Origin of the sequence: Polymorphospora sp. NPDC050346, from assembly GCF_040655695.1 — a bacterium.
Lineage (GTDB): Bacteria > Actinomycetota > Actinomycetes > Mycobacteriales > Micromonosporaceae > Polymorphospora > Polymorphospora lycopeni.
Genome location: NZ_JBFAKM010000022.1, coordinates 1 through 16,535, shown reverse-complemented (window position 1 = coordinate 16,535; position 16,535 = coordinate 1). Strand labels below are relative to the sequence as shown.

The 16,535-nt window shown below is 71.2% G+C and carries 16 protein-coding genes and 1 pseudogene; 13 read left to right on the top strand and 4 right to left on the bottom strand.

What is annotated here, in order from left to right; all coding sequences use genetic code 11:
• Positions 1–31: 31 nt before the first annotated feature.
• The 6 genes from AB0I42_RS22100 to AB0I42_RS22075 all read left to right on the top strand — a co-directional run bounded on the left by AB0I42_RS22100 (position 32) and on the right by AB0I42_RS22075 (position 6,800).
• The gene (locus tag AB0I42_RS22100) at positions 32–781 is read left to right on the top strand and encodes an SIS domain-containing protein (protein ID WP_357539680.1); all 750 of its coding nucleotides are present in this window, start codon (positions 32–34) and stop codon (positions 779–781) included.
• Positions 782–838: 57 nt separating this feature from the next.
• On the top strand, positions 839–2,272 hold the full coding sequence (ngcE, locus tag AB0I42_RS22095; protein WP_357539476.1) for an N-acetylglucosamine/diacetylchitobiose ABC transporter substrate-binding protein: 1,434 nt from the start codon (positions 839–841) through the stop codon (positions 2,270–2,272).
• A gap of 16 nt (positions 2,273–2,288) precedes the next feature.
• A complete protein-coding gene (locus tag AB0I42_RS22090; protein ID WP_357539473.1) occupies positions 2,289–3,197 on the top strand; it encodes a sugar ABC transporter permease in 909 nt (302 codons plus the stop codon).
• Between the two features lie 13 nt (positions 3,198–3,210).
• Positions 3,211–4,137, top strand: coding sequence for a carbohydrate ABC transporter permease (locus AB0I42_RS22085; protein ID WP_357539471.1), 927 nt, complete (start codon positions 3,211–3,213; stop codon positions 4,135–4,137).
• A gap of 116 nt (positions 4,138–4,253) precedes the next feature.
• A complete protein-coding gene (locus tag AB0I42_RS22080; protein WP_357539469.1) occupies positions 4,254–5,966 on the top strand; it encodes a bifunctional 3'-5' exonuclease/DNA polymerase in 1,713 nt (570 codons plus the stop codon).
• Between the two features lie 240 nt (positions 5,967–6,206).
• On the top strand, positions 6,207–6,800 hold the full coding sequence (locus AB0I42_RS22075; RefSeq protein ID WP_357539678.1) for an NTP transferase domain-containing protein: 594 nt from the start codon (positions 6,207–6,209) through the stop codon (positions 6,798–6,800).
• Between the two features lie 53 nt (positions 6,801–6,853).
• On the opposite strand, the gene AB0I42_RS22070 is transcribed toward AB0I42_RS22075, so the two are convergent.
• Entirely contained in the window at positions 6,854–7,663 is an 810-nt protein-coding gene (locus AB0I42_RS22070; protein ID WP_357539467.1) for a metal-dependent hydrolase, read from the bottom strand.
• 331 nt (positions 7,664–7,994) lie between these two features.
• Here AB0I42_RS22070 and AB0I42_RS22065 point away from each other — a divergent pair, with 331 nt between their 5' ends.
• From AB0I42_RS22065 to AB0I42_RS22050, 4 genes are all read left to right on the top strand, one after another.
• On the top strand, positions 7,995–9,215 hold the full coding sequence (locus AB0I42_RS22065) for a sensor histidine kinase (RefSeq protein WP_357539465.1): 1,221 nt from the start codon (positions 7,995–7,997) through the stop codon (positions 9,213–9,215).
• Between the two features lie 13 nt (positions 9,216–9,228).
• A complete protein-coding gene (locus AB0I42_RS22060) occupies positions 9,229–9,897 on the top strand; it encodes a response regulator transcription factor (protein ID WP_357539463.1) in 669 nt (222 codons plus the stop codon).
• 143 nt (positions 9,898–10,040) lie between these two features.
• The gene (locus AB0I42_RS22055; protein WP_357539461.1) at positions 10,041–10,463 is read left to right on the top strand and encodes an SCP2 sterol-binding domain-containing protein; all 423 of its coding nucleotides are present in this window, start codon (positions 10,041–10,043) and stop codon (positions 10,461–10,463) included.
• Entirely contained in the window at positions 10,460–12,532 is a 2,073-nt protein-coding gene (locus tag AB0I42_RS22050) for a glycogen debranching N-terminal domain-containing protein (RefSeq protein ID WP_357539459.1), read from the top strand. Before AB0I42_RS22055 ends, AB0I42_RS22050 begins: the two co-directional genes overlap by 4 nt.
• A gap of 19 nt (positions 12,533–12,551) precedes the next feature.
• On the opposite strand, the gene AB0I42_RS22045 is transcribed toward AB0I42_RS22050, so the two are convergent.
• Positions 12,552–13,079 (bottom strand): HAD domain-containing protein, encoded by a 528-nt coding sequence (locus AB0I42_RS22045; protein WP_357539458.1) that lies wholly within the window; start codon positions 13,077–13,079, stop codon positions 12,552–12,554.
• 133 nt (positions 13,080–13,212) lie between these two features.
• Between AB0I42_RS22045 and AB0I42_RS22040 the strand changes: the two genes are divergently transcribed.
• From AB0I42_RS22040 to AB0I42_RS22030, 3 genes are all read left to right on the top strand, one after another.
• A complete protein-coding gene (locus AB0I42_RS22040) occupies positions 13,213–13,950 on the top strand; it encodes a VOC family protein (RefSeq protein ID WP_357539456.1) in 738 nt (245 codons plus the stop codon).
• A 45-nt stretch (positions 13,951–13,995) separates the two neighbouring features.
• Entirely contained in the window at positions 13,996–14,658 is a 663-nt protein-coding gene (locus AB0I42_RS22035) for a TOPRIM nucleotidyl transferase/hydrolase domain-containing protein (RefSeq protein WP_357539454.1), read from the top strand.
• A gap of 206 nt (positions 14,659–14,864) precedes the next feature.
• The gene (locus AB0I42_RS22030; RefSeq protein WP_357539452.1) at positions 14,865–15,281 is read left to right on the top strand and encodes an Imm1 family immunity protein; all 417 of its coding nucleotides are present in this window, start codon (positions 14,865–14,867) and stop codon (positions 15,279–15,281) included.
• Here AB0I42_RS22030 and AB0I42_RS22025 read toward each other — a convergent pair.
• Both AB0I42_RS22025 and AB0I42_RS22020 read right to left on the bottom strand, forming a co-directional pair.
• Positions 15,187–15,720 (bottom strand): IS110 family transposase, encoded by a 534-nt coding sequence (locus AB0I42_RS22025; protein WP_357539676.1) that lies wholly within the window; start codon positions 15,718–15,720, stop codon positions 15,187–15,189. The two genes, AB0I42_RS22030 and AB0I42_RS22025, sit on opposite strands and share 95 nt — an antisense overlap.
• Before the next feature lie 54 nt (positions 15,721–15,774).
• Positions 15,775–16,373: pseudogene (locus tag AB0I42_RS22020) on the bottom strand (transposase family protein); the annotation flags it as partial.
• Between the last annotated feature and the right edge of the window lie 162 nt (positions 16,374–16,535).

Sequence of the window (16,535 nt, the reverse complement as noted above, 5' to 3'; positions counted from 1 at the left end):
CGGGCTTGACGAGCGCTGCGAGAGGGGCCACGTGGTCAGCATGCAGGGGTACGCGGACGCCGTACGGCCGGTTCTCGACCGGCTGCTCGACTCCGAGGCCGCCGGCATCGCCCGGGCCGCCGACCTGATCGCCGGGAGCCTGCGCGAAGGCGGTGTGCTCCAGGCGTTCGGCGCCGGCCACTCCGAGGCGTTCGCCGCCGAACTCGTCGCCCGGGCCGGCGGGCTGGTGCCCACCAACCAGCTGTCGCTACGCGACCTGGTGTTGCACGGTGACGCCTCCCGGGACGTGCTCGGCGACCCCAAGCTCGAACGCGACCCCGCAATCGCCCACCAGATCTACGCGCTCGCGGCGCCACAGCCGCGCGACGTGTTCGTGGTGGCGTCCCAGTCCGGCATCAACGGCTCGGTCGTCGAGCTGGCGACGCTGGTCAAGGCCCGCGGCCACCACCTGGTTGCGGTCACCTCCGTCGAGCACACCGCGCGGGTCGCACCACGGCACCCGTCCGGCCAACGGCTCGCCGACATCGCCGACGTCGTGCTGGACAACGGCGCGCCGTACGGCGACGCACTGCTGCCGCTGACCAGCGGCGGCGCGGTCTGTGCGGTCTCCTCGGTCACCGCGGCGCTGCTCGCGCAGCTGCTGACCGCAGAGATCGTACGACGGTTCCAAGTAGCCGGTGAGGTACCCCCGATCTACCTCTCCGCGAACGTCCCCGGCGGGGACGAACACAACACCGCGCTCGAGTCGCGGTACGCCGGACGTATCCGGCGCACCGCCTGACCCGTGCCATCCGATAACTCGAATTCGACGCGATGTAACCGATCCGAGGAGCGAGACATGTCCGCAACCCCCGACAACACGTCGGACCTCACCCGGCGCACGGTTCTGCGCCGGGCCGCCACGGTCGGCCTGCTCGCCACGCCGGCCGCCGGCCTGCTCAGCGCCTGCGTCGGCAGCGGTGGCGACGAGCCCCAGGAGCAGGCGGAGGGCGAGAAGACCGCCGAGAACCCGCTCGGTGTCGACCCGAAGGCGCCGCTGGAGATCGTGATCTTCAACGGTGGCTACGGCGAGAAGTACGCCACCGACGTGCACCAGCCGCTGTACAAGACGAAGTTCCCCGAGGCCGAGATCAAGCACTCGGCGACGCAGGAGATCGCGACCACGCTCCAGCCGCGGTTCGCCGGCGGCAACCCGCCGGACTTCGTGAACAACTCCGGCACCAAGTTCATGGACTTCGGCGCGCTGGTGCAGGACGGCCAGATGCAGGACCTGACCGAACTGTTCGACGCCCCGTCGGTCGACGACCCGGCCAAGAAGGTCCGCGACACCCTGATCGCCGGCACCGTCGAGCAGGGCGTCTACAACGGCAAGCCGTTCGTGCTCTTCTACGTCTTCACCGTGTACGGCCTGTGGTACTCCGACAAGCTGTTCAAGGAGAAGGGCTGGGCGCCGCCGAAGACCTGGGCGGAGTTCACTGCGCTGCTGGACACCATCAAGGCCGCCGGCATCACGCCGTACTCGTACGCCGGCAAGAACGCCCCGTACTACCAGTACCTGGTGATCCTGTCGACCGCCGCGAAGATCGGTGGACCGGACGTCCTGAAGAACATCGACAACCTGCAGGACGGCGCGTGGACGGCCGAGCCGGTCAAGCAGGCCGCCGAGCTGTGGGCCGAGATCGGCGCCAAGTACATGGACAAGAGCCACGAGGGTCTGATCCACACCGAGGTGCAGCTCCAGCAGAACCAGGGCAAGGTGGCGTTCTACCCCAGCGGTTCGTGGCTGGAGGCCGAGCAGACCCAGTCGACGCCGGACGGCTTCAACTACGCGGTGATGCCGATCCCGTCGGCGACCTCGGCGGACAAGCTGCCGGGGACCGCGGTGTACGCGGCCCCCGGTGAGGGCTACTTCGTCGCCGCCAAGGGCAAGAACCCGCGCGGCGGCATGGAGTACATGCGTCAGATGCTGTCGAAGGCCGGCACCAAGGGCTTCATCGAGCTCAACAAGTCGCTGACCGCGGTCGCGGGCTCGTCCGACGGCATCCCGCTGACGCCGGGCCTGACCAGCGCCAGCGCCACGCTGTCCGCGTCCGCGCAGGACGCCTTCAACTACCGGTTCCCGGACTGGTACAAGGAGCTGGACACCGAGCTGCGTACCGCGACCAACGCCCTGATGTTCGGGCGGGAGAACGCCACGCAGTTCGTCGAGCGGATGCAGAAGAAGGCGGACGCCATCAAGTCCGACTCGTCCATCACGAAGTTCTCGCGCTGATCGGAGTACCAGGGTCATGCGGCACGGCAAGTACCCGTTCGTCATAGGGTTCCTTCTGGCACCCGTGACGCTGTACGTCGTTTTCGTCATCGCGCCGTACGCGCAGGCGTTCTACATGGCGGCGACCAACTGGCGCGGCCTGTCGCCGGGACAGTTCGTCGGGTTCGAAAACTTCGAGCGTCTGTTCCAGGACGACGTTTTCTGGAAGGCGTTGCAGCACCACGGCGTTCTGCTGCTTGCCCTGCCGCTGCTCACGATCGCGATCGCCCTGTTCCTGGCGTTCATGCTGAACGTCGGCGGCGGGGCGAAGCAGGGGGTCATGGTCGGGGTCCGGGGGTCGAAGTTCTACCGGGTGGTGTTCTTCCTCCCCCAGGTCCTGGCCGTGGCCATCCTCGGTGTGCTGTTCCAGGCGGTGTACCGCGCCGATGAGTCGGGTCTGATCAACGGTCTGCTCGGCGGCCTCGGCATGGAACCGCTCGGCTTCCTGATCAATCCCGACATCGCCCTGTGGTCGATCATCGGGGTGCTGGTCTGGCAGGCCGTCGGCTTCTACGTCGTACTCTTCTCTGCCGGGATGGCGTCGATCCCGAAGGACATCTACGAGGCGGCGATGCTCGACGGCGCCTCCCGGGTCGGCCTGTTCTTCCGGGTCACCATCCCGCTGCTGTGGGACACGCTCCAGGTCGCCTGGGTCTATCTGGGCATCATGGCGTTCGACGCGTTCGCGATCGTCTGGACGCTCTCGGTCGACCAGGGCGGCCCGGACGGGTCGACCACGGTGCTCGGCGCCGAGATCTACCGCAACGCGTTCGTCTTCTCGAAGTACGGCTACGCCTCGGCGATGGGCGTCGCGCTGTTCTTCCTGACGCTCACCTTCGCCGCGCTGAGCCTGCGGGTCAGCCGGCGCGAATCCGTCGAGATGTGAGGGAGGTCGGACGATGACCATCGGTACTGACAAACCCGCCCCGGTCCAGCCCGCCCCGCCTCCGTCCCGGGGGGCGCGGCGGCACGGCCGGGAGGGCATCAAGCGCGAGGTCGGCCTGCTGTCCTCGTTCGGACACATCTTCCTGGTGGTGTGGGCGGCGCTGGTGATCCTGCCGCTGCTGTGGACCTTCCTCGCGTCGTTCAAGAACAACGAAGAGATCTTCGGCAACGCCTGGTCGCTGCCGGGTGCGCTGCGGTTCGAGAACTGGGCCCGCGCCTGGGAAGAGGCGCACGTCGGCCAGTACTTCCTGAACAGCGTCTTCGTGGTCGGGGTGAGCACCTTCGGCACGATGCTGCTCGGTTCGATGGCCGCGTACGTCCTGGCCCGTTACAAGTTCTTCGGCAACCGGGCGATCTACTACCTGTTCGTCTCGGGGTTGGCGTTCCCGGTGTTCCTGGCCCTGGTGCCGCTGTTCTTCGTGGTCCGCAACCTGGGCCTGTTCAACACCCACACCGGCCTGATCCTGGTCTACATCTCGTATTCGCTGCCGTTCACGGTGTTCTTCCTGGCGGCGTTCTTCAAGACGTTGCCGAACTCGGTGGCCGAGGCGGCGATGATCGACGGCTGCTCGCACACCCGGCTGTTCTTCCGGGTGATGATGCCGATGGCGAAGCCGGGCCTGATCAGCATCACCATCTTCAACATCATCGGGCAGTGGAACCAGTACATCCTGCCGCTGGCGATCATCCCCGGCACCGATGTCGAGGACAAGTGGGTGCTGACCCAGGGCATCGCCAACATCAACACCTCGGCCGGTTTCAACGCCGACTGGGGCGGCCTGTTCGCCGCGCTGACCATGGCGATCCTGCCGATGATCATCATCTACGCCATCTTCCAACGCCAGATCCAGTCCGGCCTCACCGCCGGCGCCGTCAAGTAGTTCCCCGCGATCTTGCACTTGTCGCCCGACAAATCCGGCGAACAGGGGAGATGACCGCAAGATCGCGAGAGCCCGGGGCGGCGAGAGTTGTCGCAGGTGGCCGGCACAATGAGGCCATGCTGGTGGCGGTCGTACCCGACGGCCCCGACGCCGGACCCGGCGTCGGGGCCGCGGCCGGCGGTCGGCTGCTCCGGCTCGATGACGCCGGGCGGCCCGACGGGGCGCCGGAAACCGTCACCGACCTCGCCGCCGCAGTCGCCGACCTGGAGAAACGGCACCGGCCCCGGTGGCTGTGGCCGTCGACCGCGACCGCCTACCCGCCGCTGCTGCACGCCGGCATCCGCGTCGACCGCTGCCACGACGTCGAGCTGACCGAGGCGCTGCTGCTCGGCCACGCCGGCCGCTGGGGCGAGCCGCGCGCCCTGCCCGCCGCCCTGGCCCGGCTCACCGGGGCGCCGGTGCCGCCCGACCCGCCGCCCCGGCCCGCCGCACCGCCCGGCGACCTGCAGGGCACCCTGTTCGAGACCGCCGCCGCACCGCCGGCCACGCCCGGCTCCGACCAGCTCCGGGCCCTGACCGACGTGTACGCCGACCAGCGGCGCCGGATCGCCGGCACCGACTCGCCCGGCCGGTTCCGGCTGCTGGTCGCCGCCGAGTCGGCCGGTGCCCTGATCGCCGCCGAGATGGGCGCCGACGGCCTGCCGTGGCGGGCCGACGTACACGACGAACTGCTGGTCGAACTGCTCGGCGAACCGTCGCGGGTCGGTGGGCCACCCCGCCGGCTGGTCGAGCTGAACGCGCGGATCGCGGAGGCGTTCGGCGTACGGCAGTTGCACGCCGAGTCGCCGGCCGAGGTGCTGCGCGCCTTCGCCCGCGCCGGCATCGACCTGCCGAACACCCGGGCCTGGGTGCTGCGCGGCGTCGACCACCCGGCCGTGCCGCTGCTGCTGGAGTTCAAGGAGCTGTACCGGATCTGGACCGCGCACGGCTGGGCGTGGTGCGACACCTGGGTGCGCGACGGCCGGTTCCGGCCCGAATACGTGCCGGGCGGGGTCGTCTCCGGCCGGTGGGCGACCCGGGGCGGCGGCGCCCTGCAGATCCCGAAGGTGGTCCGGCGGGCCGTGCGCGCCGATCCCGGCTGGCGCCTCGTGGTCGCCGACGCCGGCCAGTTGGAACCGAGGGTGCTCGCCGCGGTCTCCGGCGACGCCCGGCTGGCCGCCGCCGGGCAGGCCGCCGACCTCTACGCGGCCCTGGCCCACGACTCGTTCGGCGGCGACCGGGCGAAGGCGAAGCTGGCCCTGCTCGGCGCCATGTACGGCCAGACCGGCGGCATGGCGGCTCCGGCGCTCGCCGTCCTGCGGCGCAGTTATCCGCTGGCCTACGACCACGTCGAGTCGGCGGCCCGGACCGGGGAGGCCGGCGGGCTGGTCCGGTCGTGGCTGGGGCGTACCTGCCCGCCGGCGTCGGTGGTGATCCGCGACGAGGACGGGTTCGACGCGTTCGACGCACCGGCCGACCCGGTCCGGCCCCGGTCGGCGGACCGGGCCCGGGGCCGGTTCACCCGCAACTTCGTCATCCAGGCGACGGCCGCCGAGTGGGCGCTGACGATGCTGGCCACGCTGCGCGGCGAGTTGGCCGCGACCCCGGCCCGGCTGGTGTTCTTCCAGCACGACGAGGTGCTGGTGCACTGCCCGGCGGGGGACGCCGACCGGGTCGCCGCGCTGGTCCGGGCGGCCGGGGTCCGGGCCACCCGGCTGCTCTTCGGCGACACCCCGGTCCGGTTCCCGCTCGACCTGTCCGTCGTGGAGTGCTACGCCGACGCGAAGTAGCGACGCCGCGTACGCCCGGAAGTCGGCACGCCCGGGCGGCGACACCGTGGGCGCGGCGGATCGTTGGTCCGTTGTGCGTTCCACGGGGGTGGTCGCCCGGCGTGGAGCGCCGCGGCCGTCCCCGGACCGGCGGAGCCGGTCCCGATCGAACAGATACACCTCCCGGGCGCGGCCGGCTGTCCCGGGCGGGGTGGTCGGTCACCGATGGTGGAGGTGACGTAGCTGAATCGCACCGCAGGACTGATAATCGCCGCGGGCGGGGGGCGCCGGATCGGCGGCCCGGAGGCGTTGTTGCACCAGGGCGACAAGTCGCTGGTGGACCAGATGTTGGAGACCGTACGTGACGGCGGGTGTGCGCCGGTGGTCGTGGTGCTCGGCGCGGCGGCGCACCGGGTACGCAAGACCGCCGGGCTGACCGGCGCCAAGGTGGTCGTGAACCGCAAGTGGGGGACCGGGGTCGGCTCGTCGATGCGGGCGGGGCTGGACGCGCTGGCCGACGACGACGTCGAGGCGGTCGTGGTGGTGCCGGTGGACATGCCGGGCGTCACCGCCGACGCGGTACGGCGGGTGGCGGCGCTGCCGTACCCGGACGTGCTGGTCTGTGCCACGTACGAGGGCCTGCGCAGCTATCCGATGCTGTTCGGGCGCCGGCACTGGCCGGGCATCGCGTCGCTGACCAACGCGGACGTCGGCGCGCGGGCCTACCTGCTGGCGCACAAGGACGACATCGTCGAGATCTCCTGTGACGGGATCGCCGACGGGGCGCGGGTCGACTCGCCGGAACTGGTCGAGGCGTGGGGGTTGACGGTGCCGGCCCAGCGCGAGGGGGACTGACGCCGGGGGCCCGGGTCGCGTGCGCGTGGCCCGGGCCCCCGGCTATTCGATCGTCAGATCTCGATGTCGAACCTGCGCAGCACGGCCGGGGCGATCAGGCCGGCGGCGGCGAGCAGGGAGATGACGGTGAAGACGCCGCGCAGCACCACGGTCTCGACCTTGCTGCCGGCCTTGATGGCGATCTTGTCAGGCAGGCTGATCATGCGCCACATCCGCCGCTTGATCGGGATCGGCCACAGGATCGGTACCCCGCTGCGGGTGATCATGTCGCCGAGGATGTGGACGAAACAGCCCACCCCGACGGCCAGGCCGATCATCGGATAGCCGCGGTCGCCGGGCAGGTTGAGGAAGGTGAAGTAGGCGGCGGCGGCCGAGACGAGGGTGACGATGACCCAGCCGGCGCGCTTGGCCCACTCGTCGAACAGGCCGCGCAGCGCCAGGCCGATCATGAAGAAGAGGATGCCGATGACGGCCCACTTGCCGTACGCGGCGCACAGCGCCGTCGTTCCCCAGCCGACCAGCACGGTGAACGGGATGGTGTGGGTCAGGGTCCGGTGGCCGTTGTTGCGGTGCGGGTCCTTGCTGAGCTTGGTGGCGTGGTAGACGCCGAGTGAGATCTTCTCGACCACCTCGGCGATGAAGAGCGAGACCACCCCGAAGGTCTTGGCCACGGTGGCGCCGCCCTGGTTGCGGGTGACCTTGCCGGACAGGTCCAGGTCGGGGAAGAGTGCCGCACCGGCGCAGACCGCGGTACCGACGGCAATGGCCAGCGGTGACTGTTCGTAGTCGGCGAACTGGTGCAGGGCCCAGGAACCCGCCAGCCAGACGGTGGCGCCCGAAAGCGCGTGCGATGGCCCCATCATGGTCGTGCACCCTCCCCAGGGTTGGTCTGCGAGCGCCCCACTGTGTCAAACGCGAGATCACCGTTCAAACACCTGTCCGTCTACAGTAGATTCAAAGGGTGCGGTGCCGGGGCGGCGCGGCCCGGCCGGCCCGGGGCAGCGGCAGCTCAGGTCGGGTGGGCCCGCGGCCGCCACCCCCCGCCGCCGGCCGTACGGCGCCCGGCGGCACCGCTGCTGCGCGTGTCGCGTACGCCCGTCGGGGTAGCCGGCGGCGGACCTACGCCCGGCGTCGTACGTCCGCCGCGCCGGGGCGCCGACGCCGGTGCCGGCCCCGGTGGCATACCGTCGACAGGTGCGGGACGACGGTGCCGGGTGGCTGCCCTGGCTGGTGGAGGAGGCGCCGTGGAAGCCTGCTCCCGGGCGCTGGCGCCGGCACGTGATCCTCGCCGGCGTGCTCGCGGCGATCCAGGTCATCGGCGCCGTCGCCGCCAAGGCCGAGCCGCCCGCCGCCCGCCCGCTCGACGTCGCCGGGGTCCTGCTGCTGGTCGCCGGACCGGCCGCCCTGATCGCCCGGCACCGCTTCCCGGCCGCCGTACTCGCCGTCAACCTGGCGGTGGCGGTCGCCTACCCACTGGCCGGCTATCCCCGGGCACCGTTCTTCCTCGCCGCGACCGTCGCCCTGTTCACCGCCGTGGTGGCCGGCCGCCGCACCGCCGCCTGGGTGCTGGTGCAGGTCGCCTACCTCGCCTATCTCGGCATCGGATGGTTCTGCGCGAACCGGCTCGGGCTGCCGGCGAGCGCCCGCCCGGAGGTGCACGAGGCGGTCGTGGTCGCACTGTGGATCCTGGTGGTGTTCGTGCTCGCCGAGGCGGCCCGCATCCGGGGCCAGCACTACGCCGAGATCACCCGGACCCGCGTCGAGCAGGCCCGCGCCCGGGCCGAGCAGGAACGCCGGCAGGCCAGCGAGGAACGGCTGCGGATCGCCCGGGAACTGCACGACGTGCTCGGCCACCACCTGTCACTGATCAACGTGCAGGCCGGGGTCGGTCTGCACCTGATGGACAGCCGGCCCGAGCAGGCCCGCGAGGCGCTCACCGCGATCCGGACCGCCAGCGCCGAGGCCCTTCGCGAGGTACGCGGCGTCCTCGGCGTGCTGCGGCCGGAGCAGGAGGCGGCGCCCCGGGCACCGGCGCCGACCCTCGACCGGCTCGCCGAACTGACCGCCGACGCCGGCATCCCCGTACGGACCCGGGTCCGGGGCATCGCCCGGCCGCTGCCGGCCGAGGTGGACCGGGCCGGCTACCGGATCGTGCAGGAGGCGCTGACCAACGTGCGCCGGCACGCCGGCCCGGCCGCGACCGCCCTGGTGACCATCGGGTACGACGACGACGCCCTCGCCGTACGGGTCGACGACGACGGGCGGGGTGCCGCGGCACCGGTCGACGAGGCCGGCAACGGCATCGCCGGGATGTGGGCCCGGGCGGCGGCCCTGGGCGGCACGCTGACCGCCGGGCCGCTGGACGGGGGCGGGTTCCGGGTCGACGCCCGGCTGCCGACGGGCGACGAGTCGTGAGTAGGTGGATGTCGTGATCAAGGTGTTGCTCGCCGACGACCAGGCCCTGGTCCGGGCCGGATTCCGGGCGCTGCTCGACGCCGAGCCGGACATCACCGTCGTGGGTGAGGCCGCCGACGGCGCCGAGGCGGTCCGGCTCGCCGCGCAGACCCGGCCCGACGTGGTGCTGATGGACATCCGGATGCCGGGCGTCGACGGGCTGGAGGCGACCGGCCGGATCGTGGCCGACCCCGGCCTCGGCGCCACCCGCATCGTCATCCTCACCACGTTCGAGCTGGACGAGTACCTCTTCGAGGCGCTGCGGGTCGGGGCGTCCGGCTTCCTGGTCAAGGACACCGAGCCGGTCGAACTGCTGCGCGGCGTACGGGCGGTCGCGGCCGGCGACGGGCTGCTCTCGCCGCGGGTGACCCGGCGGGTGATCGCCGAGTTCGCCGGCCGGCAGCGACGACCGGCGGTCCCGTCGCCCGCCCTCGACCAGCTCACCGACCGGGAGCGGGAGGTCGTCGCCCTGGTCGGCGAGGGGCTGTCGAACGACGGCATCGCCGGCCGCCTGATGGTCAGCCCGGCGACGGCGAAGACACACGTCAGCCGGGCGATGATCAAGCTCGGTGCGCGGGACCGGGCGCAGCTGGTCGTGTTCGCGTACGAGGCGGGGCTGGTCCGGCCCGGCTGGCTCACCTGACGCCGGGCCGCCCCGGTACGGCCCGTCGCCGGCGACGGTTCACCCGGCCGGGGTGATGCCGGGCCACCGCAGCGGCGGCGACACTGCGGCGGGTAGGCAGTGGGCGGCCGTCGGTGGCGCCGGAGCGTACGGGAGGCGGACTGTTGGGGGCGACCGAGGCGTTCTTCGAGGAACTCGGCCAGCGGGAAACCGGGGAGGTGCCGTCGTACGTCACCGGCACGATCCGGTTCGACCTGCACCACGACGAAGAGGTGGATGCCTGGAACGTCACGTTCAAGCGCGGCATCGTGTTCGTCTCGCGCCACGTCTGCGGCGAGCCGGACTGCGTGGTGATCACCGACCGGGGAACCTTCGAGGGGATGACCACCGGGCAGATCAACGCCGCGGGCGCCGTACTCCGCAACGAAATCGTCTTCACCGGGCAGCTCACCCTGTTCCTCTATTTCCAACGGCTGCTGCCCGGCCCGCCCGGCAGCCACGACCCGCGCCCGCCCAGGGTCCGCGAGCTGCGCCCGCCCGCGGTCGCGGAGCTGCGGACGGCCGCCGCCGGAAGGCCGAACCGATGAACGAAGACATCGTGAAGATCCTGGACGGCAACAACTTCATCGTCAGCGACCGGCGGGGCGACGTCGACCCCTCACCGTCGGTGCCGACCGGGCTGTTCTCCCTCGACACCCGCTTCCTGTCGCTGTGGCGGCTCAGTGTCGACGGACAGCGCCTGCACGCGCTCTCCGTCGACGACCTGCACTACTTCGAGGCGCGGTTCTTCCTGGTGCCCGGCGAGCCGACGCACTACGTCGACGCCAAGATCTCGGTCATCCGGCAGCGGACCATCGGCGGCAGCTTCGACGAGCGGCTGACCGTGCTCAACCACCAGGAGGAGCCGGTCGACCTCACCATCCGCATCGACGCCGGCTGCGACTTCGCCGACATCTTCGAAATCAAGGACGTCCAACACAAGAAGGGACACATCACCACCATCGTCAACGAGGACCAGCTGCGACTGATCTACGAACGGCAGACCTTCCGCCGGGAGACCGTGATCAGCGTCGACCGGCCGGCCCAGTTCGACGAGGGCGGGCTGACCCTCACCGCACACGTCGAGCCGCACGGCGACTGGGTCGCCGAGGTACACGTGGAGACCATCGCCCGGTCCGGCGGCGCGAAGGACGTACGCCCGAACGTGCACCACATGCCCGGCGAGATCCAGCACGGCATGGAGGCCGAGGTCGAACGCTGGCTGAGCCGGGCACCGATCCTGCGGTGCGACTCCGAGCAGTTGGACATGGCGTACGGCCGCACCATGGTCGACCTGGCGGCGCTGCGCTTCCCGATCCTGACGACCCCCGGCGTCGCGGTGCCGGCCGCCGGCCTGCCGTGGTTCATGGCGCTGTTCGGCCGCGACAGCATCATCACCAGCTACCAGGCCCTACCGTTCACCCCGGAGCTGGCCAACACGACCCTGCGCATCCTGGCGCTGCTGCGCGGCGCCAAGCTCGACGACTTCCGGGACGAGGAACCGGGCAAGATCCTGCACGAGAACCGGTTCGGCGAGTCCGCCGCGTTCGAGGAGCAGCCACACTCGCCGTACTACGGCACCGCCGACGCCACCCCGCTGTTCGTGGTGCTGCTCGACGAGTACGAACGCTGGACCGGCGACGCCGAACTCGTCCGCGAACTCGAGGACGACACCCGCGCGGCGCTGCGCTGGATCGACGAGTACGGCGACCTGATGGGCAACGGCTACATCTCCTACAAGCGGCGCAACAACGTCAACGGCCTGGAGAACCAGTGCTGGAAGGACTCCTGGGACGCCATCACCTTCCGCGACGGCACCCTGCCCGGCTTCCCCCGCGCCACCTGCGAACTGCAGGGATACGCGTACGACGCGAAGATGCGCGGGGCGCGGCTGGCCCGCGAGTTCTGGAACGACCCCGGCTACGCCGACCAGCTCGAAACCGAGGCGGGGGCGCTACGGCGGCGCTTCAACCGGGACTTCTGGGTCGAGGACGGCGAGTACTACGCGCTGGCCCTGGACCAGGACGGCCGGCGCGTCGACTCGCTGTCGTCGAACATCGGCCACCTGCTGTGGAGCGGCATCGTCGAACCGGACCGCGCCCCGCACCTCGCCGCCCACCTGATCGGTCCCCGGATGTTCTCCGGCTGGGGAGTGCGGACCCTGGCCGAGGACCAGGGCGCCTACAACCCCGTCGGCTATCACGTCGGCACGGTCTGGCCGTTCGACAACTCCCTGATCGCGGCGGGGCTGGCCCGCTACGGCTTCCGCGAGGAGGCGGGACGGATCGCCCTGGCCATGATCGACGCGTCGCAGTACTTCGAGGGCCGGTTGCCGGAGGCGTTCGCCGGCTATCACCGCAGCCTGACGAAGTATCCGGTCGAGTACCCGACCGCGTGCAGCCCGCAGGCCTGGTCGGCCGGGACCCCGTTGCTGCTGCTACGCACCATGATGGGCCTGGAGCCGTACGGCGAGCACCTGGTCGTCGAACCGGCGCTGCCGGAGGGGATGGGGCGCATCGAACTGTTCGACCTGCCGGGGCGGTGGGGGAGGGTTGACGCGTTCGCCCGTGGCCGGCTGCGCGAGCAGCCACCCCGTACGTCCATCCGCCGCACCTGACCCCGCCCCGCGCGGTGTGTCATCCCCGGCTGCCAGCACCCGGCGTGAGCCATTGACGGACCGTCGCGAAGTCCGCGTCGGTCAGGCCGACGTGTGGATCGACACGGTGCAGCAGCGCCCGCCCCGGGTGGTGGGCGGCGACCCACTCCCGGTCGGCGTCGGTCGTCTCGTCGTCGAGCCAGACGAATGGGCATCCGGCCGCCCAGCGGGTGAGCAACGCCGTCTTCCAGTGCAGACCGGGCCCCGGGTCCTCGTCATCGTCCGGCCATTCGATGACGGGCAGGTCCGGCAGCCCGAGCCGGGGTGAGACGACCTCGTTCGCCTCCGCCATCCAGGTCGTCGCCCAGACCAACCGGCCGCCCAGCGCCAGCAGGCGGCGGCCGTCATCCGGGTCGAGCCGGTCCAGCAGTGGGTTGCCGGGACCGTCCGGCGGCCGCGCGGGGGTGCCGGCAGCCGAACGCCCGCGGCCGACCGGCCGGGACCTGAACGGGATCAGCGGCCCGTCCACGTCGAGAAAGATCAAGGGGTGGTTGGCGGTGCCGGACACGCCCGAACCGTACCGCCGCCTATCCGGGCAGGGCCAGGCGTCGCTTCGGCGCCTCGCCCGATCGGCTGGTGGGCAGAGACGAACGGCTATTTCCATGTGCGATGGGCATCCCTGATTCCCTAGGAAGGAAGGCATGGCCAACGAGGTGACCGTTCCGCTCCTGCCCTGCGCCTCCATCGATGACATGGTCGGCTTCTACGAGGTCCTTGGCTTCGCCACGACATACCGGCAGCGCCGGCCCCACCCGTACGTGGCGATGCGGCGTGAGGACCTGCACCTGCACTTCTTCGAGATGGCGGGCTTCGACCCGGAGCAGTCGTACGGCTCCTGCCTCGTCCTCACGTCCGACATCGAAGGACTGCACCGGGCGTTCGCCGCAGGCATGCGCGCCGCGTACGGGAAGGTCCTGGTGTCCGGGACGCCGCGGATGACCCGGCCGCGGGCGCGGAAGAACGCCGACGGGATGACCGGGTTCAGCGTCATCGACCCCGGCGGCAACTGGATCCGCGTTGCCCAGCCGGCCGCCGTCGCCGAGTCCGGGCCGGTAGGGCGGCTGGCCAAGGCCCTGGCGGACGCCGTCGTGCAGGCCGACTCCAGGGGCGATGTCCGGCAGGCCGTCCGGATCCTCGACAGCGCGCTGGCCCGTACCCGGCCCGGAGACGATCCCGTCGCCCGGATCGAGGTCCTCGTCTACCGCGCCGAACTCGCGATGGTGCTGCGCGATCCCGACACCGCGGCCGAGATACTGGCCCGGGTCGAACACGTCGTGCTGGACGCCGACGAGTCGGAACGGGCGGCCCCGGCGTTCCGGGACGCCGCCGAACTCGCGTCGGCGCTCAGTGACCCGGCCGACGTCGACGCACGTCGGTAAATCCCTGGTCGGCGGGCACGTGTATCGCCGATGATTGCTACCACCATGGATGTCACCGATCGTCGGGATCCCGGCCGCCGGCCGCCCGACGGATACCTCAGCGGCCCCGACGCCCCGGTCCTGGCGACGGCCCGCGCCCTGGCGAAGGTCGACGACGCCGTGGCGGTGGTGCTCGTCGAGGGCATCAGCGACCAGATCGCGCTGGAGACGGCCGCCGTGTGCCGTGGCCGCGACCTCGAAGCGGAGCGGGTCGTGGTCGTGCCGATCGGCGGCGCACACGCGATCCGCCGCGTCCTGACGAGACTGGGCCCGCCGGCCGGCCGGCTACGCGTCGCCGGTCTGTGCGACCTGCGGGAGGAGGAGCTGTTCCGGCGCGGCGTCGCCGCCCAGATCGGCCCGGCCGCCACCCGCACCGACATGGAAAACCTCGGCTTCTACGTCTGCGTCGACGATCTGGAAGACGAGCTGATCCGTGCGGTGGGCGTCGCGGACGTCGAAGCGCTCTTCGCCGCCCACGGCGACCTCGGGTCGTTCCGCTCGTTGCAGAGCCAGCCCGCCTGGCGCGGCCGGCCGCCGGAGGCGCAGATGCGGCGGTTCCTGGGCAGCGGCGCGCACCGCAAGCTGCGCTATGCCCGGCTGCTCGTCGATGCGGCGGCCGGCCGGGACGCCCTGCCCCGGCCGCTCGACGCGCTGCTGGCCGCCGTCTGACCCACCCGCTGCCAGGCGCGCGCGATCGCTGCCAGGCGCGATCAAGGAGAAAACGTGGCCCTCCATAGGCGGTCCGCATGACCGTCGTCAGATTCGTCGCTGGCCAAGATCCTGCCCGCCGGCAGCCGGCTTACCGTTTACCTCACGAACAGCGACCGGACCTGGCTCCACCGGGTCTACAGAGGAACCGGGGAAGGAATTCGACGATGACCATCCAGATCAGCTGGGGACGCGGCGCCGGCAGCGCCACCGTCGACAGCGTCACCGCCCTCGACACGGTGCTGGACTCCATCACCCCCACCACCGGCGACGGGCTGCCGTACTGCGTCAGTCTCATCGTCTCCGACGGGTCGGACTTCCCACCCATGCTGCAGATCTGCGTCGGCCACCCCGAACGGTCCTTCGCCTACCACGTGGCCGCCGACGGCAGCAGCGGCTGGGCCCACGAACCCGAACTCGGCGACGGCCCCGCCTTCACCTTCGACTACGCCGGCACCCCGACCGACGCCTGGCCCGAGCGCACCCGGGTCACGCCGGCGGGCGCGCGGGCCGCCGCCCACGAATTCCTGGCCAGCGGCGGCGGCCGGCCGTCGAACCTCGCCTGGGACGTCGTCGCCGACTAGGCGGGGGACTGTAAATAGCTCCTCTGTCAAGCCTCGGGCACACGGTCGGTGCGTAGGCCCGGTAGACGACGTCGGATAGGCGCCGTTTGAGTATGCGGAGGGCTTCGAGGCCGCCGTCGCCGGAGTTTCGGCGGCGGGTGATGAGGTCTTTGGCGGGCTGGTGGCAGCGGGTCTGGGGCATCGCGATTCGGTGCAGGGCGGCGTTGAGCTGGCGGTTGCCGGTGCGGCTGAGTCGGTGGCGGGCCCGGTTGGATGACCAGACCGGTAATGGTGCGGTGCCGTTGTGTCGGGCGTAGGCGGCGGCAGAGCGAAATCGGGTGATGTCGGCGGTTTCGCCGAGGGTCTTCGCGGCGGTCAGGGCGGCACAGCCGGGGATGGCGATGAGGGCTGGCGCCAGTTTCTCAGCGAGGTCGCGGATCTCGGTTTCGGCTCGGTTGATCTCTTCGGTGATGGTTCTGCAGCGTTGGGTGATCGCGGTGGCGAGGCGGGCGACGCGCAGGCACGCTTGCAGGGTGTCGGTGGTGCGGTCGGGCAGCACGTCGATCCGTTCATGTGTCTGCGCGTCGATCACCACGGTGGCATAGCGGTGCCGTCGGCGCAGAGCGAAATCGTCGACACCGATCACACGGGGCGTCCGCCCGGTGGGCAACGGGATACGCAGCAGGGCACGCAGGGCCGCGTGACGGGACATGCCTACCGCGATCCCGCCAGCAGACGTGCCCCCGCCCGGCCCGCCAGCTCCTTGACCACCGCCGCGACGTGCCTGGACAGGCGGGCCGTGCGTCGCTGGTAACGCTCCAGCACTCCGGGCATCTGCTCGCGGAACGTCCGCCGGCAGCCGCGCGTGGGGCACACCAGGCGCCGCACCCGCACACGGACCACCACCTTCCGTCCGTCGACCGGCACGTCGGCCACCGTCCGCAGGTGGAATCCGTGCACCCGCGCCGACGACGCCTCGCACACCGGACAGACCGCGGTCCCTTGTGGAGTCCGTGCCCACACCACGATCCGCTCGCCGTCGTCGGCCACATCCTCTATGAGCAGCGGAGAAAGACCCGAGAACACCGTCCGCACGAGCACGTCGACATCCATCAAGCGAGTGTCAACAGCCCTCACAACTCTCCGTCACCACCGAATTTGAGACAGGGCCGTTCGTGTTTGACAGCGGGAGTTGCCCCTGGTGGGCCGCCCTTGATGGGCTGAAAATGGGTGTGCGGGCGGTCCGGTGACGTCGTGGGTCTGTGGTGCTTCGAG